The 22,180-nt window shown below is 47.1% G+C and carries 17 protein-coding genes and 1 pseudogene; 7 read left to right on the forward strand and 11 right to left on the reverse strand.

Annotation, left to right across the window (positions count from 1 at the left end):
- The 6 genes from sohB to B0D95_RS05280 all read right to left on the reverse strand — a co-directional run bounded on the left by sohB (nt 1) and on the right by B0D95_RS05280 (nt 6,318).
- Nucleotides 1–1,083, reverse strand: a complete 1,083-nt coding sequence (gene sohB, locus B0D95_RS05255; RefSeq protein ID WP_078042908.1) for a protease SohB — start codon at nt 1,081–1,083, stop codon at nt 1–3.
- Between the two features lie 66 nt (nt 1,084–1,149).
- Nucleotides 1,150–1,800: a cation/multidrug efflux pump gene (locus B0D95_RS05260; protein WP_078042909.1), complete on the reverse strand. Its 651-nt coding sequence runs from the start codon at nt 1,798–1,800 to the stop codon at nt 1,150–1,152.
- 24 nt (nt 1,801–1,824) lie between these two features.
- Nucleotides 1,825–2,694: an NAD(+) diphosphatase gene (nudC, locus tag B0D95_RS05265; RefSeq protein ID WP_078042910.1), complete on the reverse strand. Its 870-nt coding sequence runs from the start codon at nt 2,692–2,694 to the stop codon at nt 1,825–1,827.
- A 2-nt stretch (nt 2,695–2,696) separates the two neighbouring features.
- The gene (locus B0D95_RS05270) at nt 2,697–4,403 is read right to left on the reverse strand and encodes a pilus assembly protein (RefSeq protein WP_078042911.1); all 1,707 of its coding nucleotides are present in this window, start codon (nt 4,401–4,403) and stop codon (nt 2,697–2,699) included.
- A gap of 261 nt (nt 4,404–4,664) precedes the next feature.
- Nucleotides 4,665–5,378: a DNA polymerase III subunit epsilon gene (dnaQ, locus tag B0D95_RS05275; protein ID WP_078042912.1), complete on the reverse strand. Its 714-nt coding sequence runs from the start codon at nt 5,376–5,378 to the stop codon at nt 4,665–4,667.
- A gap of 70 nt (nt 5,379–5,448) precedes the next feature.
- Nucleotides 5,449–6,318 carry a methyltransferase domain-containing protein gene (locus B0D95_RS05280; protein ID WP_078042913.1) on the reverse strand — a complete coding sequence of 290 codons (870 nt, stop codon included), beginning with the start codon at nt 6,316–6,318 and terminating at the stop codon, nt 5,449–5,451.
- Between the two features lie 162 nt (nt 6,319–6,480).
- Here B0D95_RS05280 and gloB point away from each other — a divergent pair, with 162 nt between their 5' ends.
- Both gloB and B0D95_RS05290 read left to right on the forward strand, forming a co-directional pair.
- On the forward strand, nt 6,481–7,269 hold the full coding sequence (gloB, locus tag B0D95_RS05285) for a hydroxyacylglutathione hydrolase (protein ID WP_210403681.1): 789 nt from the start codon (nt 6,481–6,483) through the stop codon (nt 7,267–7,269).
- Nucleotides 7,270–7,573: 304 nt separating this feature from the next.
- A complete protein-coding gene (locus B0D95_RS05290; RefSeq protein WP_078042915.1) occupies nt 7,574–9,121 on the forward strand; it encodes a LysM peptidoglycan-binding domain-containing protein in 1,548 nt (515 codons plus the stop codon).
- Nucleotides 9,122–9,190: 69 nt separating this feature from the next.
- Here B0D95_RS05290 and B0D95_RS05295 read toward each other — a convergent pair whose 3' ends face one another.
- Together B0D95_RS05295 and B0D95_RS05300 are read right to left on the reverse strand one after the other, a co-directional pair.
- Entirely contained in the window at nt 9,191–10,714 is a 1,524-nt protein-coding gene (locus tag B0D95_RS05295; protein ID WP_078042916.1) for an alpha/beta fold hydrolase, read from the reverse strand.
- Nucleotides 10,711–11,406 (reverse strand): TIGR01621 family pseudouridine synthase, encoded by a 696-nt coding sequence (locus B0D95_RS05300; RefSeq protein WP_078042917.1) that lies wholly within the window; start codon nt 11,404–11,406, stop codon nt 10,711–10,713. The genes B0D95_RS05295 and B0D95_RS05300 overlap by 4 nt, the downstream gene beginning before the upstream one ends.
- Nucleotides 11,407–11,853: 447 nt before the next feature.
- On the opposite strand from B0D95_RS05300, the gene B0D95_RS05305 reads away from it, so the two are divergent.
- The 5 genes and pseudogenes from B0D95_RS05305 to B0D95_RS05325 all read left to right on the forward strand — a co-directional run bounded on the left by B0D95_RS05305 (nt 11,854) and on the right by B0D95_RS05325 (nt 16,848).
- A complete protein-coding gene (locus B0D95_RS05305) occupies nt 11,854–12,477 on the forward strand; it encodes a DapH/DapD/GlmU-related protein (protein WP_078042918.1) in 624 nt (207 codons plus the stop codon).
- Nucleotides 12,478–12,561: 84 nt separating this feature from the next.
- Nucleotides 12,562–14,102: pseudogene (locus B0D95_RS05310) on the forward strand (FMN-binding glutamate synthase family protein).
- Nucleotides 14,103–14,130: 28 nt separating this feature from the next.
- Entirely contained in the window at nt 14,131–14,721 is a 591-nt protein-coding gene (locus tag B0D95_RS05315; RefSeq protein WP_246841731.1) for a DUF3806 domain-containing protein, read from the forward strand.
- 295 nt (nt 14,722–15,016) lie between these two features.
- Nucleotides 15,017–15,589 carry a TMEM165/GDT1 family protein gene (locus tag B0D95_RS05320; RefSeq protein WP_078042920.1) on the forward strand — a complete coding sequence of 191 codons (573 nt, stop codon included), beginning with the start codon at nt 15,017–15,019 and terminating at the stop codon, nt 15,587–15,589.
- Nucleotides 15,590–15,660: 71 nt separating this feature from the next.
- Nucleotides 15,661–16,848: a helix-turn-helix domain-containing protein gene (locus B0D95_RS05325; RefSeq protein ID WP_078042921.1), complete on the forward strand. Its 1,188-nt coding sequence runs from the start codon at nt 15,661–15,663 to the stop codon at nt 16,846–16,848.
- A gap of 10 nt (nt 16,849–16,858) precedes the next feature.
- Here the strand turns inward: B0D95_RS05325 and B0D95_RS05330 are convergent, their stop codons facing one another.
- From B0D95_RS05330 to B0D95_RS05340, 3 genes are read right to left on the reverse strand one after another with little or no spacing between them, the layout of a single operon-like run.
- On the reverse strand, nt 16,859–18,454 hold the full coding sequence (locus B0D95_RS05330; RefSeq protein WP_078042922.1) for a tetratricopeptide repeat-containing sulfotransferase family protein: 1,596 nt from the start codon (nt 18,452–18,454) through the stop codon (nt 16,859–16,861).
- Nucleotides 18,455–18,513: 59 nt separating this feature from the next.
- The gene (locus B0D95_RS05335; protein ID WP_078042923.1) at nt 18,514–19,509 is read right to left on the reverse strand and encodes a hypothetical protein; all 996 of its coding nucleotides are present in this window, start codon (nt 19,507–19,509) and stop codon (nt 18,514–18,516) included.
- Between the two features lie 44 nt (nt 19,510–19,553).
- A complete protein-coding gene (locus B0D95_RS05340; RefSeq protein WP_078042924.1) occupies nt 19,554–22,127 on the reverse strand; it encodes a family 20 glycosylhydrolase in 2,574 nt (857 codons plus the stop codon).
- Nucleotides 22,128–22,180: the final 53 nt, after the last annotated feature.

Below are 22,180 nucleotides of genomic sequence, written 5' to 3' on the forward strand. Positions count from 1 at the left end.
TTAAAACCAGCGGCTAATATTGAGCCGCTCCCACCATGTCATTAATAATCTGTCTACCGCCGCTTGCGCTGCAAACCCCAGTTTTTCCGGCAGGGATTTTTTGTAGGTAAATTCCACCTCAAAAATATCTGCCGTTTCGGCTTGGGCAAACAGATACTCGTCACTGGTTTGAATCTCATCGATCAAATTGACATCTTTTGCGCGACGTCCGAACCAGACTTCACCCGTAGCCACTTTCACAACATCTACTTGTGGGCGATGCTCACTGACAAATTCCTTAAACAATACGTGGGTATCTTCAAGTTCTTCTACAAATTTAGCGCGCCCCTTGTCGGTATTCTCGCCAAACATGGTGACGGTACGTTTGTATTCACCAGCGGTGAACATCTCGTAATCTATATCGTTTTTCTTCAGCAGTTTGTGAAAATTAGGCAACTGTGCGACAACACCGATAGACCCTAAAATTGCAAAGGGCGCAGCAACAATTTTGTTGGCCACACAGGCCATCATGTAACCACCGCTGGCAGCCACCTTGTCTACACAAATGGTCAGTGGAATATTTTTGTTGGTTATGCGCGTCAGTTGGCTGGATGCCAAGCCGTAGCTGTGAACCATACCGCCGCCACTTTCTACTTTTACCACCACCTCATCCGTAGGTTTGGCCAAGGTGAGTACAGTGCTGATTTCTTCGCGCAGGCTGTCCACTTCCGAGGCCTTGATATCGCCATAGAAATCGAGCACAAAAATACGCTTTTTATCGGCAACTACTTCGTCGGTAGTGGCATCTGCCGTTGGTTTTGCGGTTTCTTTTGCGGCTTTTTTCTTTTCTGCCTTTTCTTCTTTGCGGCGCTTTTTCTCGGCTTTTTCAAACTCTTTGTAAGCGTCATCGTCCATCATGGCGTCGCGTAATGTATCGCGCATGTGATCAAACTTTTCATTGAGTTTGGTCACTTCTATATGACCTTTATCTGATTTTTTATTGCGGCCGCCCAGTGATACAGCAACCACTACCACAACCAGGATTGCGGCAACAAAGGTGACGACTTTGGCCAGGAACAGCCCGTATTCTGCTAAAAATTCCAAAACATAAACTCCATACAACAGCTTGGGAAACCGGCACCATGCCGATGTCTAACCATCGCTCATCAATTAAAAAGTACTTACTGCATCCCGGGCAACTTGATTGACCGGACGCGCAACTAGTCCAGTATTGGACAGGGTGATCTCAAACAAGGCGCCGTCTTTCATGGGCAAATAGGTGGCTGAGCCATAAACCGCATCAACAATCGGGAACCAATCAGGGTGTTTATTGACCACTTGCCACAGGTCAACGCCGTAAAGATCGGGATGTACACTGTGCGCGGTGCGTTTTTCTGTGGTTTCCTGTTCAATATCGTAATAGCGCCCACTCAAGCGCTCCAGCCGATAGGCGGGTTTCAAGCCAAAGGTAGCCAGATACCCCTTCCATTTAACAATACGCGCATCCAATTGCCATTGATCACCACGCAGTTCTACGCGCTGTTCTTTTCCATTCTTATCGGAAAGTACCGCAAAGTAATGTTGATCTTCAATTTTGTCAAAATTAATAGTGGCGACGACTTGCTCCTGCAGCACTTGCTTGTAGCTGTACAAATCAAATGCCGTTACCGCGATAACTGCTGCCAAGCCAATCAACGCCAGGCCAAATAGCCCACGGCAAAACCCCACAAACCATGAGTTTTGCCAAAGTATTCTCGCGGCCTTATAAAGGATATAAACCGCAATAAGGCCAATAAGGAGGGCAAGTAAAGTGAAGATCATATGAGGCTACCTGTTACCAGCGAGTTATTGTGTTGTTAACGAAAGTTGCTGACGTTGGCGTACATAATGCGCGATTAGTTGCCCCGCTACACTAGCTTTTGCCGGAATAGCCGGCAACTGGTCATAGCGGAACCATTTAGCATCTCTAATTTCTTGCGGATCCACGTTTATCTCACCCGATTCATAGGTCGCAAAGAACCCCAGCATCAACTGCGAGGGGAATGGCCAGGGCTGGCTCTGAAAGTAATGCAGCTCGCCGACCGTCACCCCGACCTCTTCCATCACTTCACGGCGCACACAATCCTCTACGCTTTCTCCTGCTTCCACAAAGCCAGCCAAGGTACTGTACACAACCCGTGTCGCCCGCTGATGGTGGGCAAGCAGTAATTCATCGCCACGAGTAACCAAGACAATCATGCAAGGCGAGAGGCGGGGATAAAAACGCAGGCTGCAATGAGCGCAACAGGTTGCCCTGTCGATTTCATCCTGCTGGGTGGCACGGCCACAGCGACCACAATATTGGTGATCATAAAACCACTGCGCAATTTGCAAGGCGCGCCCGGCCAATTGGAAAAAGGGTGGCGACAGGATTTCCAGTTGCGAGCGTAGGCCTAACCACTCATAGCCTTCTACTACACAACCTGCATCCACTACCCTGACCCAGAGATCTTCACCCGCCAGCACCCCAAGATAATGCTCACTCAGAATAGAAAGCCCCGGTAACGCAGCTTGCATGGTGTCGGCCAGAACCAGGTGGCCCGCTTGGCACAACAATAAATCGCAGCGCAATGTGGGTGTAGCGGCAACCAAAATAAAGCGCCGGTTGCGGCTGGCAACCGGCGCTATGTGATTGGCATGAAATTCAAATGATGTGGGATCGAACTCTATAGACATAATCAGAGGTTATAACCAAGCGCCTGCAGACTTTCCTCTGCAATTTGTAAAACCGCAGTATCGGCATTTTTATTTAACTTGAGTGCATCCAGATAATATTCCAGGCTGATCACTGCATCGGCAAAGGTTTCAAGTAAATGTTGAACCGCTGGCTGTTGTTCCGCCGCCAGAAGATCGTCTTCCACAAAACGCATACACCCCGCCAATACCTTGGCCGCACGTGACAAGCCCAGCACAAACATGCCGCCGCGCACTGAGTCCAAAATGCCGGGGATATTGCGAATATGACCCTTGTCGTAGTTGGATTCCGCAAATGCACTCAGTGCACGCTTGACCGTCGCCAAGCCCACTTCGGCTTCATCAATGACAATTTTTTCTGCTTCCGCGATTTGATTGTTCGTCATCGCAGCATCACGCGATAACGCATTGATTTGTGCCAGTTTATCGTCAGACAGGTTGGCATTGTTCAAGCCGGCAATGGTGCTTTCGACATACAACAATGTATCCGCAACCTGCAACAGTTCATCGGGCGTGACTGCGCTGCGGTTGTTCTGCCATTGGGCGATTTTTTCTATTTCCTGTTTCAGGCTATTGCTGGGCGATACCAATCCCACAATCGATAAAATATCGGCGACTTTTTTCAGCGTTTCCAGAAGCTCAGGCGAATCGTTCAACAACTCTGCCCCACCCTGCGCCGCGCGTTCCAAAATATTTTTGGTGCTGTGTAACTCATCAGTTAATACAGTGACCATGGAACTGATGGTGTTGGCGCTGGGGCCATTAAGGAATTCCATCTCACGGGCTAATTCTGACTCGGTGTAGCCAAGCGGCCCAACGCCAAAAGCGGCTAAAACAGCAATAGAATGTGGCTGCTCTGAATGCGCCAACGCCAGCAAATACAACAACTCTTTTTGTAAGGATTGATCGACATCGCGCTCCAGTACCGCTTTACCTTCAAATTGGAAGCGCTTTATTTCACGCTCTATCGCGCTAAATATCATTTTGCGGCTTTTGGTAAGACGCATATTTTTTTCACCGATGGCGGCAAGGGTTGCCGCGCACAGCCACCAGAAATTGCTCAGCGCACTTCCCGTAGAAGCAACCTCAAGGCGCTGCAAGGCGCGAGTCATCATTGCCAGTGATGGCTTGACTTGCGTGCCTTTAAGCACATTCAGTAAGGTGGTCTGGTACATATGCCGCAAGCGACGCACCAGCACGCTCAAGTCTTCTGGCAATGGCTGTGCTGACGCCGTTAACTGGCGATGGCATTTAACACTTGGCAAGGCAAAAAAATAGCTTTCGGGCAAGGGAGCGGCTTTGCGCGCGAAACGCAATTCGTTGATATGGGGAATGAGGAGCATCGCCATGCTGCGTGCAGTTTGTGAACAATATTCCAGGTAGCGCGGCAGGATAAAAAAACTGGAGGTTAGCAACTCCAGCTTTGCATCGGTTTTAGGATCATCGCCCAAAGTGATGTCATTGATATGGGTGACCAGTTCATCCGCCAACAAATCCAAACCGCGTAGTTGGATCAAGCTGAGGATGCCGCGAATTTGCTTGATGCCCTCAATACAGCTTTGCAGCAATTCACCGTTGTTTCGATCCTGCGCAAATTGCTCCAGACGCACAGCGGATTGCTCGATAGTGGCAACCAGCTCATCCTGAACCATTTTTAGTGAAGCAAGATTTAAGGTTTCTGTTGTGCTCACGATAACTTCCTGGCATTGAACAATGATAGTAGGCACGAACAGAAACTAGGTGCCCGCCTCTTTTATAGGGTAATTGAGTAGATTGACTCTATACCATGTTTGGCGCTATTTCACGGTGCTCGTTTAAATAAGCCTCAACCAAGTGCGAGACTGCCGAACATTTCTCATTTGCGGTTATCCGACTGATTATTATCTGTTCGCTTTGGTCTGGCCCCTTCGTTATTATCTGTTTGCTGTGCTTTACCAAGGGTCTTTGTACCGCTAATCGCGCAACCAAACGCAATTATCGCCACTGGCCTTGGCAATAGCTGCCAATTTTTGCTGGTGTAATTCCAGCTCGTCACTACTCGCCGCAATGACCGGCAGGGGTTTACGCCCACTGGGAAGGCGGCGAATCTGGTTCTGGTCATCGCCCCCCTCCTCTTTTGATTGATTGCCCCCTAATGACAGTGCGGTTTGGCCGCCGGTCATTAACAGATAAACATCCGCCAGGATCTCGGCATCGAGCAATGCGCCGTGCAGTTCGCGTTGGGAGTTATCGACACCGTAGCGTTTACACAGTGCATCCAGATTATTTTTTTGGCCGGGATGTTTGGCGCGGGCCATTAACAAGGTGTCTACCACATGGCAGCGATCGGTGATCGAGCCAAATCCGGGCCGCAGGAGGTTTAACTCGTAATTGATAAAGCCAATATCAAACGCGGCGTTGTGGATCACCAACTCGGCATCGCCAATAAAATTCAGAAATTCATCGGCAATACGTGCAAATACCGGTTTATCTTCCAGCATGGCATTACTAATACCGTGCACTGCTTGCGCACCGGCATCAATTTCCCGCTCGGGTTTAATGTATTGATGGTAGTGACGGCCAGTAAGGCGACGATTGAAAAGCTCGACACAACCAATTTCGATAATCCGGTGCCCTTGGGATGTTTCCAGACCGGTAGTTTCGGTATCCAATACAATTTGACGCATGTTGCTTTAACCTGATGTGTTTAACCCAATAACTATAAAAAGTGCTGTAGATAGCGTTCTGTAGGATTGCCTAATAAGCCGTATTTTTCATAAACAGGCAGGCGCGCAAGCGGTTTTGCGCCGAAGGCCCCACAATGCGAGTCACTGCCAGCCCCCGCAGCGGGCGATACTGTTGCCATGCCGGTTTTATGGGTGTTAAGGGGATATGATCCTTGCGTGCCACCACAAGATAGAAACCGCCCCACGGCAGACGCAGCCTTTTACCCCAGCGCTCCAGCCATTGCAAATATTTAATGGCGCCCTCTTGGGGTAAGGGTGGGCGGTAAAATCCCTCGTACACCGCTACCGCTTCCATATCAACCAGCGCGAGCCAATCAATTAACCGGCCTTTGCGTAAGTATTGAAAACGCCAGCGCGGTTTTGCGGTAAAAAATCGCAGCAAGCTTGCACAGCATCCCCACAGACTCCAGGGGTTGAACCCCACCACAATCAAATGACCACGCGGAATAATTACCCGAGTCGCTTCGCGCAATAGATGATGGGGGCTTTGGCTGTAATCAAGGGCGTGATGAAGAATGACAGCGTCGATGGATTCTGAGGCCAGAGGTAAGTGATTGAAATCTGCCAGCGCGCCAATAGGCGGGTTATTGGATTCGGTTTTAGGGTGCAGTAAAAATCGATGTGAAATACGGCTCTCACCCGACAATTCCAGACGACCGCTGACCCCGAGTTGCAGCAAGTGATAGCCAAATACACATTGCAAGGCATCATCTATAGCAATGCGTTCCTGCTCAAGCAGGGCGTGTCCGAGCGGTGTATCGAACCAATCGGACAAATCGGTAATAGCCTCACGTATTGGCAAAACGCCAAAACGTTTTTTCCACATCACCGACAGGCGCATCAGTAATCGATGCGGTGTTTTTTTGATCTTTGGGTCCATGTGCTGCTCTCGGTTGGAGATATAGCCTGCGTGGATTAACCAGCGAATGCCGACTCGGTGAGCCAATCTATCACAGCTGACGGTCGATATGGACTTCAGTAAGCTCGCGATAAGACCTTGATGCGCGTAGAATTTAACGCCTGCAACCTGGAGGTTTACCGAGTGACGAGCATCACACCTATTCCCGCCCTGGACAGCAACTACTTCTGGGTAATAAGGCCCGATATAAATATGCCCGAGGTTTATCTGGTGGATCCGGGCGATGCAGCTCCTCTCATTACCTACCTGCGGCAGCACCAATTGGTTCCCGTGGCTATTTTAGTCACCCACCGACATCGTGATCACATCGGCGGCATTGATGAACTGCTCCGCCATTGGTCAATTCCGGTCTATGGGCCGGAGTCACCGGCCATCCCCCAAATCACACACAAGCTCAAAGGCGGCGATAAACTTTTTTTCGCCAAAATGCCGTTGGACGTTATCGCTGTGCCCGGTCATACCACAGAGCATATTGCCTACTATATGCCCGCACGCGAAGATGTGAATGAACCGGCGCTGTTCTGCGGTGATGCCTTATTTGCTGCTGGCTGTGGCCGCATGTTCGATGGGCCAGCTGATGTGATGTGGGCGTCGCTCTGCACATTGGCCGCCCTGCCGAACGCTACACGTATTTATTGCGCCCACGAATACACCCTTGCCAACCTGAGGTTTGCTTGTGCTGTGGAGCCAGATAACCTGGATATAAAGCAGCGCCATGATCAAGTTAGCGCCTTGCGAGCGACAAATAGCATCACCCTCCCCTCAAGCATCGCGCTTGAAAAACGAACCAATCCCTTTTTGCGCTGTCAAGAAGCTGGCGTCAAACGCTTCATTGAGCAACAAAATGGCCATCACATTGAGTCGGCTGCCGAGGTATTTGCTCTGCTGCGCAAGGCCAAAGACAACTGGTAGCCACAGCGAATAAGGCAAAATCCAGCGCCAAAACCAGCTCTCAAGCCTGCTGTGACGCACTGCTGTTATTCCAGATTAAACGTTGACCGCATGGTATTCAGCCCCTAGAATCCGAAATCCACAGTCCCAAGGAGGGCAGAGGCAATCACTAAATAGCATTCATTTCAGCAATTTATAGGATGAACAACCTAACTTATTGCGAAATGCTGCTTTATTAATCAGGCTTTTTAACAATCGGAAACCTATGCAAGTGATCGCATAGCTATACGTGATGCTCAAAAAGCACCCAACAAAAAGTGACCCTATGAATCACCAACACCCTCTTTTCAAGTTGTCCGCTTGCCTATTGCTCGCCGTGACAATGTTAGTAGCAGGCTGTAGCAGCCTTCCAGATAAAAGCAGCGAAACCGCTGACGTTAAAACAAAATCTATTAAAAAGCAGGCAAAAAAATCCGTTGCCAAAACACCAGTCGAACCTCAGCAAGTGACAAATCTGTGGGATGAGATAGTAGACGGTTATGGCTTGCCCGAGGTGAGCGATGACAGGGTCAGTAAAAATTTGCGCTGGCTCGCCAATAATCAACGCTACCTGGATCGCGTCGCCTTACAAAGTCGCCCCTACTTACATTATGTAACCAACGAATTGAAAGCTAATGGCTTGCCGCTTGAACTCGCGCTCTTGCCGATTGTAGAAAGTGCTTACAATCCATTTGCCATATCGCCCAGCAGAGCCTTGGGGATTTGGCAATTTATGCCGCAGACCGGCCGCAATTTCGGCTTGGCGCAAAACCACTGGTATGACGGTAGACGTGATGTAATGGCATCAACAGATGCCGCGGTGCGTTATCTAAAGCGCTTGAATACTATGTTTGATGGCGACTGGTTTTTGGCAGTGGCCGCTTACAATGCCGGCGAAGGTACGGTACGCCGTGCGATTGACAGAAACCGCAAGCAGGGTAAAAAAGCAGATTTTTGGTCGCTCCCACTTTCCCAGCAAACGCAATCCTACGTTCCCCAGCTAATCGCCCTGTCAAAAGTGATTGCCAACCCGGGTAAATATGACCTTGAACTCGCCGCCATTCCCAATAACCCCTACTTCACTACTGTTAATGTCAGCTCCCCTATTGATTTGGCCCAAGCGGCGCGCATGGCGGAAATTGACCCCAAAGAATTGCGCAACCTCAACGCTGGCTACAATCGCTGGATAACTAATCCCTCTGGCCCGCACCAATTGCTGGTCCCCGTTGCTGATGCCGCACAATTCACCCTGACACTCGATAAACTCCCCCAAATTAAACCCATGCAAATTGCCGGTGATTACAAGGTGAAATCCGGTGATACCTTGGGTGCCTTAGCCAAACGCTACGGCACCAGCGTTGCGGCAATCCAGGCAGCTAATAACCTCAAATCCACCAACCTTCGTGTGGGCCAGAGTTTAAGTATTCCCGGCCAAGCTCCAGTTGATTCACCTTATGCGCGCCAAGCTGAGCAAGAAATTGCGCAGCGCAACACCAAAAATACTGGTGTTTATTACACCGTTAAATCGGGTGACAGTTTCTGGACCATCGCCAAAAGCAACGGCACCAGCGTTAACAATCTGCTGAAATGGAATGATCTGAGTGCAAATGCCAAACTCAAGCCAGGCCAAAAACTCTTGGTTGCCAATAGTGCAGTGACTCAAAAAGATGGCAACAAAATTACCTACCAAATCAAAAGTGGCGATACCCTGAATAAAATCGCCAACAAATTTGCTGTTTCCACAAAAGATATTTTGAGCTGGAACAAAGTAAAAAATGAAAGCTATATTCACCCAGGTCAGGAACTAACCATTTATCTTTCTGCCAAGAATTAATCGCAGATCGATACCCACAAAAAAGCCGCAGTTTTCTGCGGCTTTTTTGTGCAACCAATATTCTTATTGTTACGGTGTTTCGGGCTCTTGTGTTAAGCAGCCACCGAATACCTTGTCAGGTGAATCATAAAATACTACCAGCGATTGCAACAGGCAGGCTTCACTGCTCAACACTGAGTGCGCCGTATTTTTACTGATATGCAGTTGCGTATTTTTCCATTCAGCATGTACAGATCTCGCCCAATCCACCGGTGTTACCGGATCTAATTCTCCCGCTAAAATAAGTGTCGGCACCTGTGGTTGATGGCGCAGCAACGGCCTTTGTGCAGCCAGATAATGACACGCTTGGTAGCGCCATTGATCACGCGTGTATTCCTGTAATAAGGGATATTGGCCAACGCTCGTGAGGTATTCTGCCTCTGCCATTACTAGGTTATCCGCGCAGTCGACTGCCGTAAATGTCAGGCTGTTAAAGTCGCTGCTCATGCTTTGATTTACAAAGGGTTCGAGCAAGGGTTTGATTTGATCGTGACTATGCATAGCCACACCATTGATCGCCTCGGCGATTTTTATCCAATCGCGAGGACTGTAGGTTGCCGCAAAAGCGGCAGATAAAAACCGATGGTCATTCAATAAAAAAGCAACGGGGGCTTCCCCATCCCAGCGTCGAATAGTGAATTCCATAGGTGATTCACGCAAGCGGGTTAATGTGTCCATAAATAGCTGTACAATGTGCCTGTTTGAATCACCGATTGCATTTGTGCATTCATGATTTGCAGCGCAACCCTTAAAGAATTTATACAACGCCTCATCCAATACTTTTGGCCAGGTTTGCACACCGCCAAAACCGGCAGGATAAATAGAATCAAGCACCATCGCTTTTAATTTTGTTGTCTGGGGTTGATGTATTTCCTGATTCGCTATTTCCAGAGCCAGGCGCGTTCCATAGGACACGCCTAAAATATTCCACTCCGTATAACCCAGTGTTTGTACCAATGCACGAATATCACGGGCAGATTGTTCGGTGCTGAAATGTTGGTAATCCAGTGCGGAGTTGTGCGCGGAGGCGGATTCAAAGCAAGCTCGCGTCACCTCAAAACCAAGCGCCAATTCTTCTGCAAGTGATGTGTGCTGGCGCAACAACTGCTGATTACTACGATTATATTCCGCACAGACAAGTGCAGGAGTGCTGCGCCCGGTTCCGCGAGTATCAATCAGAATAATATCGCGCCCCAGTGCTGCATAACGCATCCAACTAAGCCAACTTTTTATTCCATCGCTATGCAAACGCGCACCAGCGCCTGGTCCTCCCTGTAAATACACAATGGGGTCATTGCGCCGCGCCGTGGTTTCATCTTTCAGTATGACGACCGGCAATCGAAAAGCACCGGAGGTTTCGGGTGTATGCAATTCACCACAGCGGATTGATGCGGTCCAATCGGCATCAAACCAACAAGGGGTTGTTATAAATTTATAATCTTGCTGTGCTTCTGCTGTTTCGTTGGCATCTGCACGGGCATAAAAATAAATCGATAACACTAGCGCAATTAGGATCAGTATTGTGACGAGTAACCAGTGACTTTTTTTTATCATGTTTCTGCAACCTTTGGCCAAGGTAATAGCCAGGGTTCACGCCACTCATCCATGCCTTCAGTAAAAATAGCATCATTAAAATAATGCCCCTCACGGGGCAACACAGTGTAGCGATAGGGTGTATTGCCCAGCGTAAAGCCAAGGCTGTAAGCATGCAGATAAGTGCGGTCAATGGCAGAGCTGGAAGCAGCATCCGCATAAAGCGCATCCCCCATAATGGGGGCACCAATACTTTTTAATGCAACGCGAATTTGATGGGTTTTCCCTGTGTGAGGTTTAATGATGAACAACCGGCGCCCGGGAGCGATGCTTTTACTAAAAAATTGTGTAATCGCGGGACTCTCTTGTGTGGCCAATAATTTAAATGCACCACGGCGCGATGCAGCCATATCACCTTTAATGAGCCCCTGTTTTTTGGTCGGTTTTTTTGCGCTCAAGGCAAGATAATATTTTTCTACACAGCGCGTACGGAAGGCTGTTGTCAGTGCATTATTAATAGACGCTGTTTTTGCCATGACCAACAAACCGGAAGTGACCTTGTCTAATCTGTGCACAGGGTAAAGCTCTGGCTCGCCTTGCTTCTGCTTGCAGTACTCAAATAATCCAGCTTCGCCCGAATCGCTATGAAAACTGGTATTTGGTTTTTTATAAATCACCAGAAAATCGGCATTTTCATCAATTAATTCATACATTCAATGTTTCTCTGCAGTAATTGGCAGCGACTGTGTTTTGTTTCCTGTTCATAGAATATTTCAGCTGTAAAATCAGCTATGTTGTGACGTAAAAAACTAAGCCAAGGCTAGCGCTGCAAGTGTCACTGACTATAATCAACACAGGTGTCCGCTACGGCTGTCGTAATGACGGGTTACCCCTAAGAGCGCCTATCTCGGCACTCCATGTTTCGAATTGTGTCCAGCTTGCTGCCAAAAAAGCAGTAGCGCCAGCGACCAAGCGAACAAACCAATCACCTACAGCCAGCGGGCACCTTTTCCAGTGCAGGCCTTTTTATCGCCCTGCTATTCAGTTTCCGTTATTCTGCGCTGTTTTGTTGCTTCAGGCGACTTCCTTACACGTATAATTTGATTTCCGCTCCCAAACGGGTAATGCGGAAAATCCTTTTCTGTTCACACCACGACTTTATGATTGATTCCCCCAGCAATACCGACCCTTATCGCACCCAACACAAATTGCGACTGAGCTATATGCCTTGGCTCTATGCGCGCCTGAAACCGGCACAGCGCCTTTGGGCACAACAATGGCAAGAGGAATGGCAGGCGTATCTCTGCACAATGGAAACGATCAGATTGGGTAAGAATTGTTTTATCGCGCCGGAAGCCAGGCTCTTTGCGGAGCCTGGCCGTCCGATCATTATTGGCGATAACTCCTATGTGGCCGCTGATTCTGTACTGCATGGGCCACTAACCTTGGGGCAAGGCGTATCCATTAATCATCACGTCAGTCTGGATGGTGGCAGTAAAGGCATCACTATCGGCGATAATTCGCGCATTGCCGCTTATACCCAGGCTTATGCATTCAACCATGGCATGGAAGCTGACCGCTTGATCAGTGACCAGCCGGTTACATCGAAGGGGATAGTCATCGGCTGCGATGTCTGGATTGGCGCTAATACTGGCATAGTGGATGGTGTTCATATCGGCAATCACGCTGTGGTCGGCATGGGCAGCCTTGTCACTAAATCAGTGGCGGAATACAGCAAAGTCGCAGGAAATCCGGCTTGTGTCATAGGGTCGCGCAAAAAATAGCGTAGCCATTAGATGATTTGACGCGATTAATCGCTGCACACCCCTTAAACTACCAATACTTATTTAGCGTAGGACATAAACACAATGGTAGATATGCACTGGGCACTCAAGTTGCTCACTTGGCTCGAGGTAACATTTATCGCCGTTATCGGCCTTGTTCTGTTGTCACTGGCAGTTATGTACATTGCCGATATCACCCAAAATACCCATACCATTCGCAAGAACTATCCACTTATTGGTCGTTTCCGCTATTTTTTTGAGCATTTGGGCGAATTTTTCCGCCAGTATTTTTTTGCTCAGGATCGCGAAGAGCTTCCCTTCAATCGTGCTGATCGCTCCTGGGTTTACCGCGCGGCAAAGAATGTTGATAGTAATGTCGGGTTTGGCTCCACCCTGAACCTGAATCAGCCGGGAAACCTGTTGTTCTTAAACGCCGCATTTCCTATCCAAGAGGATGAGGCCCTGCTTGCCGCACCAGTCACACTGGGGCCATTTTGCAAAACCCCCTATACAACCAATTCCATTTTTAATATCTCTGGCATGAGCTATGGCGCTATTTCTCGCCCGGCGATTTTGGCCTTGTCACGTGGTGCCGCCAAAGCCGGTTGCTGGCTCAATACCGGCGAAGGGGATTGTCGCCTTATCATCTGGAAGGTAATTGTGATCTGGTGTTTCAAATTGGCACCGCCAAATACGGTGTGCGCGATTTGCACGGCAACCTTAGCGATGAGCGATTAGCGGAACTGGCCGCCAAGCCGCAAATCAAAATGTTTGAAATTAAACTCAGTCAAGGCGCAAAGCCCGGCAAAGGCGGTATATTGCCTGCCGAAAAAGTCTCGGCGGAAGTGGCGTACATTCGCGGCATTGCAGAAGGCCAGGCATCCATCAGTCCAAATGGTCACACCGATATCCGCTCTGTTATCGATTTGCTGGCGATGATCAATCATGTTCGTCAGGTAACCGGCAAGCCGGTGGGTTTTAAAGCAGTGATCGGTGAAAAAAATTGGTTGCTCGATTTGATTACAGAAATTCGCGTTCAAGGTATTGAATCGGCACCGGATTTCATCACACTTGATAGCGCAGATGGCGGTAGCGGCGCGGCCCCACAGCCACTGATGGATCATGTTGGTTTGCCAATCAAAGAAAGTTTGCCATGGGTAGTCGCGCTACTGGAACAAGCAGGTTTAAAAGATCGCATTAAAATTATTGTTGCAGGCAAACTGATTACCCCACACATGGTTGCTTGGGCCTTGGCTTGCGGCGCCGATTTCATTAACAGCGCACGCGGATTTATGTTTGCATTGGGCTGTATTCAAGCACTGCAATGCCATAAAAACACCTGCCCTACGGGTATAACCACGCACAACACCAAGTTGCAAAAAGGTTTGGACCCTGCAGATAAAGCCGAGCGCGTTGCGTCCTATCAACGCAACCTGACTAAAAGTGTTGCCATGATTGCACACTCCTGCGGGCTTGCTGAGCCACGACAATTAAGAATGAGCCATTTACATATTATTAATAGCGATGGTTTCTCCGTTCCCTGGGAAAGCGTAAACCCACAACCTTTGTTATTTACGACAGCGGAAAATCGCACCAGCAGTGGTGAAGCATCCGCAAAAAATTAAGCCATAGTTAATGTCGCAAGAGGTCATCATGAACCACATTAAATTCATCGCCGCTATTACACTACTCTGCTCTGCAAGCATGGGTTTTGCGCAACAGTACGCTCCGTTGAACGTAGTCTCTGAAAAAAACAAAGCACCAACCGAACCGCAGAAAGAAGTCACTATTAAAAACCTCGGTTGGATGGATCAAAATAAAATGGAGCAAGAGATTGCCACTGTTAACGAATTGGCGCAAACCAAGATCGGGAGCACCATTCGTCGCGACCTGTCTGACTTGCAACTGTTGCAGCGCTTGGCTGATGGCAGTTGGATCGCACGGGATGATTATGAAACGCAACAAGCAATGGGCGTCGTTTTAGGCAATGTGATGCTTGCTGACTTCCCCACTATTTTTGAATGGAAAGTGTACGAAGATAAAATGGGTCGCAGTCGCGCCATTTGTGTTAAAAATACCTCGGAATGTTTATTCCCTGTCACTATGTTGTCACGTCGCATGGAAGTAAACTCCAGACCAGATGTAAAAAAAATCTACGATGATGCAATCATGCTTATGGAAAAGCATTTGCCCAAACTTCCCTACGGCGGCGGCATAATGTATCGCCTGCCCCGTCAGAAATAAGCGCTTGCCGCTTGCATAGTGGCGCATTATAATTCGTGCACTCTCTCGGGGAGTAATCTGCTCCAGCAAACTTGATAATCATTATCAAAAACTGCTGAGCGCTTTTGTCAACAAACTTGCCGCACTCTTTGTTAGTCACACATTTATCAAGAGCGCATTTACGGCATGGCAAAAGCGTCCTCTGTCGTGCTTGCACTACAAGCACACATCGGATTGATGAGACCTGAGATACCACTGCAGCCCCGGGCGGGATGCGGTTGTATCTCATGTATTTCATCCCGCCCTGGTAAATCTAATGGAAGCTTTTCTCAGTTCAACCTTCGCCGTCGCCATTGCTGAAGTTGGTGATAAAACACAGCTGCTCGCACTCTTTCTCGCCGCTCGTTATGGTCGCCCCTATATCATCAGCCTTGGCGTACTAGTCGCCACACTCGTAAATCACGCACTTTCTGCATGGCTCGGTACTGTGTTAGCTGATGTTATTCCCGCCGAGTGGATTCGCTGGATTATTGCTGGCAGCTTTTTTGCGATTGGTCTATGGCTGTTAATTCCCGATAAAGAAGACGACAACATGGGGCGCTTTGCCAATTACGGTCCTTTTGTCGCGACTCTGGTTTTATTTTTCCTTGCAGAAATCGGAGACAAAACCCAAATCGCTACAGTGATTCTTGCAGCAAAATACAATGCAGATATCTGGATGACCTGTGCTGTCATTGCAGGCACAACCTTTGGTATGTTGCTGGCAAATGTACCGGTTATTTTTGCAGGAAAATGGTTGATGGATAAGTTGCCACTTGGGCTTGCACATAAAGCGGCATGTATTTTATTTATTCTCTTGGGAATTGTAACCCTGGTGGGAATGGACTGAGTTGATTAGTCAAACCTGATGTACTATGGTGATATCCTCTCTATCGTAGTCGCCACATCAGGCAAAGATTAATGATCACTCCTATTTTTAATTTAAACGATATTATTCTAATTCTAGCAATAGGATTAAGTTTAATTCTGGCATTATTCCAACCCATCTTACCGGCCAAGAAAAAACTGACTAAAGCCCTGTTAGCCGGTTTTTTCTTGAGCCTTACGCTCTCCGATATCGGCATTATGTTGATTTGGAATGAATACATTCCTCAATCAATACTGAGCGCAACACTGGTGCCTTACTTCTACTGTTGTGCCATGCTGTTAAAAGCGCCGTTGCTACTTCTTTATGTTCGCAGCATCACCGAAGAAAATTTTCATTTAAAACGCACCCATCTTTTGCATTTCATACCAATGCTCCTTGCTATCCTGGTGATATGCAGTTTTGATATTGATATCAACCGCCTGAAGCTAGACACCTTTGGTATGGATGCCCTGCTCTATCAAGTGATAGATAGCCTTTGGTATTCGTTGAAAGTTATTCCGTTGGGATACTTCATTGCAGCCACTTATACAGTGTGGCGCTATCATAAAATGCTGCGCCAACAACATTCTGATATAAATGAAGCAGCACTCTGGTGGCTATACTATTTAACATTAGGCTTTGTACTCGCAGGCGTTTGGACACTTTCTCTAAGCGTACTTGCCTATTTTTACAGGCTGCCTTTTGGTGTCACTGACAACTACCTGAACTTTATTTTATTAATCGCCCTCTTCTACTACAGTATTTCACACGCACAAAACCTGACCACCACCAAGGAAGAGGAAGAGTTTGAGGACCCGAAAGAAACCGTTACTCCAATTGACACCAAACCATTGGACTCCACTATTAGTAAAATAATGGATGGCATAGTTAACCAAAAACTCTACCTGAACCAAAGCCTGAATGTTGAGCAGTTTTCAGCAAAGATTGGGGTACCTTACCGCGACGTCTCTTTTGCCATCAACAAGGCATTCGGCACAAACTTTTTTGAATTTATCAATTCCTACAGGATTGAAGAATCCAAACGTTATCTCGCCGATGAAAAATACAAAGACATGACTATTATGGATATTTTGTTGGAGTCAGGGTTTAACAGTAAATCGGCATTCCAGCGCTTCTTCAAGCGTTTGACCGGGATATCGCCAACAGAATTCCGCCGCGAGGCTTTACGCGCAGCACATTTTGCACAGAAGCCCGAATCGATTTCAGAAAAATCGGAATAGTCGAATTACCTCAATCATCCCTGTTTTGGATAATCCCTGCCGCTGTAAGCAGGTTAATGGCTGGCTCCATATGCGCCGCATAACGTTGCCACTGGCCAACGCCGGAAGCGCTAATGGGCTGCCTGACCTGCACTGCGCTGGCAGTCGCTACTGGCTTATCATTTTTTTCAATAAGCAAACAGCTTGCTTCCCAAGGCAATCCACAAAAGTCTAGCAACTTTCGTACTTCCAGTTCAGGATTGGATACCAGCGCCTCATAATTAATAGAGTAAAAACGCTCGGGATAGATATTCAGGAGTAAATTACTCAGCTTTCTGAATTCAACGTAGTAGCGTGCAGTATCTTCAATATCCAGTGAGTAACCAAAGGTTGAATCATGCAAACTGAATAACTGACGGTAATTGCTGGCAATCGTATCGAGAGGGTTGCGGTCAAGGCAGATGATTTTAGAGTCAGGTAATGCACTCAAAATAAGCCCAGAATAGATAATATTAAGAGGCAATTTATCGACTAAAAATGCTTTATTGCCAGCCAGATAATCTGTGCTTTCAATATAGGCTTTACCAAGAGCGGCTAAATCTATGAGGCCAAAATGATCGACAATATCAGGCGTAATGAACTCACGGCCAACATGTCCAAGTAACTGTTTCACCGCAATGGAAAAGTTATAGAGTTCTCCGCCTGCTGCAACATTGCTATGGCCAGTAAGGATACGCTCTACCAGCGTTGTTCCTGTGCGTGGCATTCCCGTTACAAATAGCGGACGATTATTGTGAAAACCTTTGCCGGCACTGTGGGGCTGAGTAGTATAGAATTCCGTTAATTTTTTAAACACTAATTGATCTTGTGCAGCACTGTATTTCAACTGGGCTGATTTTTTTTGCTTGGCAGTAGTGAGGACGGCTATTGAGTTCTCCCACTCGCTTAACGCTTCCCATTCTTTTGATAAGGCATGGGCAATACACAAACTATCATCAGGATCTATGGTTTTTTCCAATAACGCTGTAAGGCGCTCAATATGATTGTGCTCAGCAGTAATTCCACCCAAGCTGGTTAATGCAGCGTGTGCTTTAAAATAATCCGGTTGTAATGAAATTGCTTTCTCATAGGCAGTACGGGCACCCGAAAAATCACCACAAAATTTAAGGGTTGATGCGAGATTAAAGAATACTCCTGCATTGGCGCAACCGTATTCTATGGACTTCTCAAAGCATACCGCCGCCTGTTGATACATAGATAAACGATTATAAGTAACACCCATGACATCATAAGTTTCTGCAGTATGTGAGTCGAAACTCTCTGCAAAGATCAGCCACTCATATGCTCTTGCACTATCGCCAACAAGCACTTGTGCACGCGCCAGATACACCAAAAACACAACATTATCAGGCTCAAACTGATGAGCCTTCTGTAGCATTTCAACCTCTTTGAGGTGGTTTTTAAAATCGTAAGCAATTCGACTTAGCAGGAAATAAGCGCCCGCAAAATGAGGGGCGCGCGCCAGAGCATCATTTAATATCTGATAGGCCTTCTGGTATTGACCTTGCAACAAGGCAAGTCTTGCCGCGTCTTCAATTAATACTTGCTGATGCTCTGTAGCGCTCATTTCATATCTCTAATTAATACAGCAGTGATCAAGCTTATGTCCGACCAATAGTGTCGCGCTCAATTTGTGCAGCCATTGGCTGGGCCAATGCCTACATCCAAAAACTTATCGTAGACAAACCAGGTTGCACCCACTATTTCAATATTTTCTTTCCAGGTATGCGTCAATGCATCATATTGCGCTTTCCAGGATTTGAAGGCCTGTTGGTTTGCGTTATTTTCAAGCCAACACCCCATAAAAGGTACATCATAGGTATTTTTGGGGCCTTCGGCTGAAAATATTGGTGCAATTTTAACTTTACGACTTGCCGCTGCCAAATACTCAAGCCGCTCAATACCAAAGTTAACAATATCTATATCGTTTTGACGGTAAAAATGAACCAGAATTCGATCCGTGACATTTGCCAAGCTGATAGCCTCTGTTGCATCTATCCAGCCAATATAAATTTCGGTTGTTAATTGATTGGCCAGTGCAACGCTTCTAAAACGTTCCAGCATGGAAATGGTAGTGGCAAATTCCATTTTCCTGTTGGGTTTGTTCCAGAATTCGTACTCAACATTCAATACATCTATACGCTCTGCGGCAGGACGGCCTTTATTGTATTTAACAATAGTGTCAGCCTCTCCCACATCCCCCAGTGCGGCTGCCACTTGTGTCACGCCTGCAGTCAACTTTGCACGACTGACCAGTGATGAAAACTGCTGTGCTTTGAGGGATGTGGGTTCAATACCTTCCAGCTCATAGAAAATTAAATAATTGAATCCATTGTCTCGCACAAATTGAATAAACCTGTCTTCACGCTGGGAGTTACCTAAAAGTTGATCAGCCCTGCCCATATGCAAGGATACATATAATCCATACAATTCTTCCGATATCGCAGAGGAACTGGATAGGGCTGCGTTGGATGCAGTACTGGATGAGATACTAACCGCCGCATTCGATACGGCACTGGAAGTACTGGCGGAAACATATTGCTCACCCGTATTTTTTACCGAGCCAGAACCTCCACAGGCCGATAATAAAAATGCAATGGAAATTAATAAAAGTCGAATCACAATAAATAACCTCGCGGGTTAAGAGAAATAGGAAATTCCACCCATTAGTGCAGTATTGCTGTTGCACTGACAACTGAATTCAAACGACTGCGCAGGTGTATTGCGCCATCATCAATACTGGTATTCTGCTGATACGGAGACCAACTCTTACCACCATCCAAGCTGAATTCAATTGTCAAACCTGGCAGTGATGTATTTGCTTTTAATGTGTTGTCGATCCGAATAGCGCCAGGTGGAGGCAAATAAAACGCCAATCCAGATTGCTCCAACTTTGGCAATTCTTTAGTGACCAGGGTTGCTGCAAACGTTTTCCATTCGGCGTCACGTGCTTGTGTATTGACTGGATTCCCTTCCCACGGCGCCTTAAACCAGGCTCGCTCGGCAAGCGCAATCACACGTGGAAAAATCATTGTTTGCAGCTGTGATTTGGTACGAATGGTTTCCGTCCACACCTGCCCTTGCATACCCAATACATGCTCCGGTTTTTCCAAGGGAGGAAGAATACGCCCCACCAGTGCATTTAAATTACTTATCTCGCCACCAATAAATGTTCTGTCTGCATTGGCGTAAAGGTTGTCCGGCATAAAACCAAATACTTTTGCAATATCGATGTAACGTGTTGCCCAGTGGTAACCGCGTTCATTTGCATGTGGCTCATGAGGATGATCAAAATATAAATGCGTAGCACCGGAAATCACCACATCGTACCCGTTGTTGGCAAGACGATGTGCGCGATCAGCAACACCCGCTTCCCAAATGTTATCCCACGCATTAGCAATTACTCGTTTATTAACAAGCTGTTCGCGGTTAAAGGTGTTATTGGGGTCATACATCAAACCATCTTCCCAACCCATTAAATCCAAACCGCGCTTGTTGGTAATTTCAGCAATGCGTTGAACGAAATACGGCTTAAGATCAGCAACACCGGATACCCCATTTTCACTGTTTGCAAATAGCTCATTACACGCCGGCGATTGTGTCCATGAACCTACTCCAACTTCATCACCCCCCATGTGAAATACAGTGAGTTTTTGTCCGGCCTTGCGATACATCTGCTGCAATTCATAAGTGACTTTTTCAATAAAGGCATAGGTTGATGGCAAACAGACATTCACCGAGTTATCGGAATAGCTCTGTACTGTCAGGTATTGGGATTGATCTTTCGGGTCGCTCAGTAAATAGCGCCCTGCATCTTCCTTCTTGCCCTCAGCGATCAGTTTTTTATACCGTGCTTCCATAGATTTAATGGCTGCACGTGAATGCCCTGGCATATCTATCTCTGGAATCACATCAATGTGGCGCTGGGCGGCATATTTAATAATTTCAGTAAAATCGGCAGCGGTTAAATAACCATTTCCCGCGGATGCTTTGTCAGGGCCACTACCCAACTGCGGCATTAAACATCGGGTTTCCGTTAAATCAAAACAGCGGAATGCCCCAACACCTGTCAACTCAGGCAAGCCCGGAATTTCAATACGCCAGCCCTCATCCTCGGTGAGATGTAAATGCAGTTTATTGAGCTTATAACGCCCCATTTGTTCAATCAGTTCCATAACCGCATCTTTGCCGTGAAAATTGCGCGCGAGATCGTAATGCATTCCCCTCCACCCTGCGCGGGGCTCATCAAATACCCGCAAGGCAGGAATTTGTTGAGTTGCGGATTTTTCAGCAGGCAACAAGCTCAAAAAGCTTTGTACGCCATAAAAAACACCTGCAGGGCTTGTTGCGGAAATCACCACCTTTTCACTGGTAATATTCAGTTCGTAAGCTTCTGTTTTGGCGATTTTTTTATCGATAGTGAGCTCAATAAACCGGTTTTTATGTGAACTATTTTTGATGCCTTTATTCAGTAAAAGCCCTGAATCGCGCAAGCGCTGTTGTAAGTAATCCGCTTCAAATGCAAGGCCGCCAACCTCAATGATGCTCCACTCGTGATTAATGTTGGCGCTACCTTTACTGTAGGTAACTGTTTTAGGTGTAGGGACTATTTTTGCTGTTTCAGCAGTGGCGTCCGATAGGTTAACAGCCAGATTGGATTCATAGCGACTGGTCGTAGTGACTACTGAATACAAGTCTTTAGGGGTATCAAAGCGTAATAGCTGTTCAGGCCTTGTGAAGGGATCAATAAATTGAGTTAAATCTTCTGTATCTGTATTAGCAAATACCGCGTATTCACCTGCTGTGTTCGCAATAAATGCACGTGGCATAAAATCACTATAGCTCACAATATGGCCTCGCGCCTTGTAGGGAAAGCCCAGGGTTTTTCCTGGCATCAAACCCTGAAACGCGTCGGTAGGTGCAATCTCGTAAAGATCACCTTGTAAGCGTTTAAAGGTTAGCTCTGTGGAGCTGGTAGAAAGAATGCGTTTTACTGAGTGGATATAAATTTTCCAATTAGCTTTTCCCTTTGGTAAGGCGATAGCAGAATGATTATTGACAGTTACCAGTGCATCAAACGTTCCCTCTTGGCCAAAATTGCTTACTGTTGCAAAACGCAGTTCTGCTTTATCGCCAAACTTTTTTAAGTCATTGGCTGATAAATTGGCAAGTGCTTGCCCAGTCGATAGCGCCAGGCATAAACACAGCATTATTTTTGATAAAATATATTGTTTAAACATGTTTACCTCTACACAGCTCCCTGCTAATACAAGGAGCTACAAACGTTCCGATT

This window comes from Cellvibrio sp. PSBB023 (genome assembly GCF_002007605.1).
Classification (GTDB): Bacteria; Pseudomonadota; Gammaproteobacteria; order Pseudomonadales; family Cellvibrionaceae; genus Cellvibrio.

Coding starts and splice junctions, on each gene's coding strand:
- B0D95_RS05325 (WP_078042921.1), top strand. CDS start 15,661: ATGATCACTCCTATTTTTAATTTAAACGATATTATTCTAATTCTAGCA.
- B0D95_RS05305 (WP_078042918.1), top strand. CDS start 11,854: ATGATTGATTCCCCCAGCAATACCGACCCTTATCGCACCCAACACAAA.
- B0D95_RS05340 (WP_078042924.1), bottom strand. CDS start 22,127: ATGTTTAAACAATATATTTTATCAAAAATAATGCTGTGTTTATGCCTG.
- dnaQ (WP_078042912.1), bottom strand. CDS start 5,378: ATGCGTCAAATTGTATTGGATACCGAAACTACCGGTCTGGAAACATCC.
- nudC (WP_078042910.1), bottom strand. CDS start 2,694: ATGTCTATAGAGTTCGATCCCACATCATTTGAATTTCATGCCAATCAC.
- B0D95_RS05300 (WP_078042917.1), bottom strand. CDS start 11,406: ATGTATGAATTAATTGATGAAAATGCCGATTTTCTGGTGATTTATAAA.
- B0D95_RS05295 (WP_078042916.1), bottom strand. CDS start 10,714: ATGATAAAAAAAAGTCACTGGTTACTCGTCACAATACTGATCCTAATT.
- B0D95_RS05290 (WP_078042915.1), top strand. CDS start 7,574: ATGAATCACCAACACCCTCTTTTCAAGTTGTCCGCTTGCCTATTGCTC.
- B0D95_RS05315 (WP_246841731.1), top strand. CDS start 14,131: ATGAACCACATTAAATTCATCGCCGCTATTACACTACTCTGCTCTGCA.
- B0D95_RS05330 (WP_078042922.1), bottom strand. CDS start 18,454: ATGAGCGCTACAGAGCATCAGCAAGTATTAATTGAAGACGCGGCAAGA.
- B0D95_RS05320 (WP_078042920.1), top strand. CDS start 15,017: ATGGAAGCTTTTCTCAGTTCAACCTTCGCCGTCGCCATTGCTGAAGTT.
- B0D95_RS05260 (WP_078042909.1), bottom strand. CDS start 1,800: ATGATCTTCACTTTACTTGCCCTCCTTATTGGCCTTATTGCGGTTTAT.
- B0D95_RS05280 (WP_078042913.1), bottom strand. CDS start 6,318: ATGGACCCAAAGATCAAAAAAACACCGCATCGATTACTGATGCGCCTG.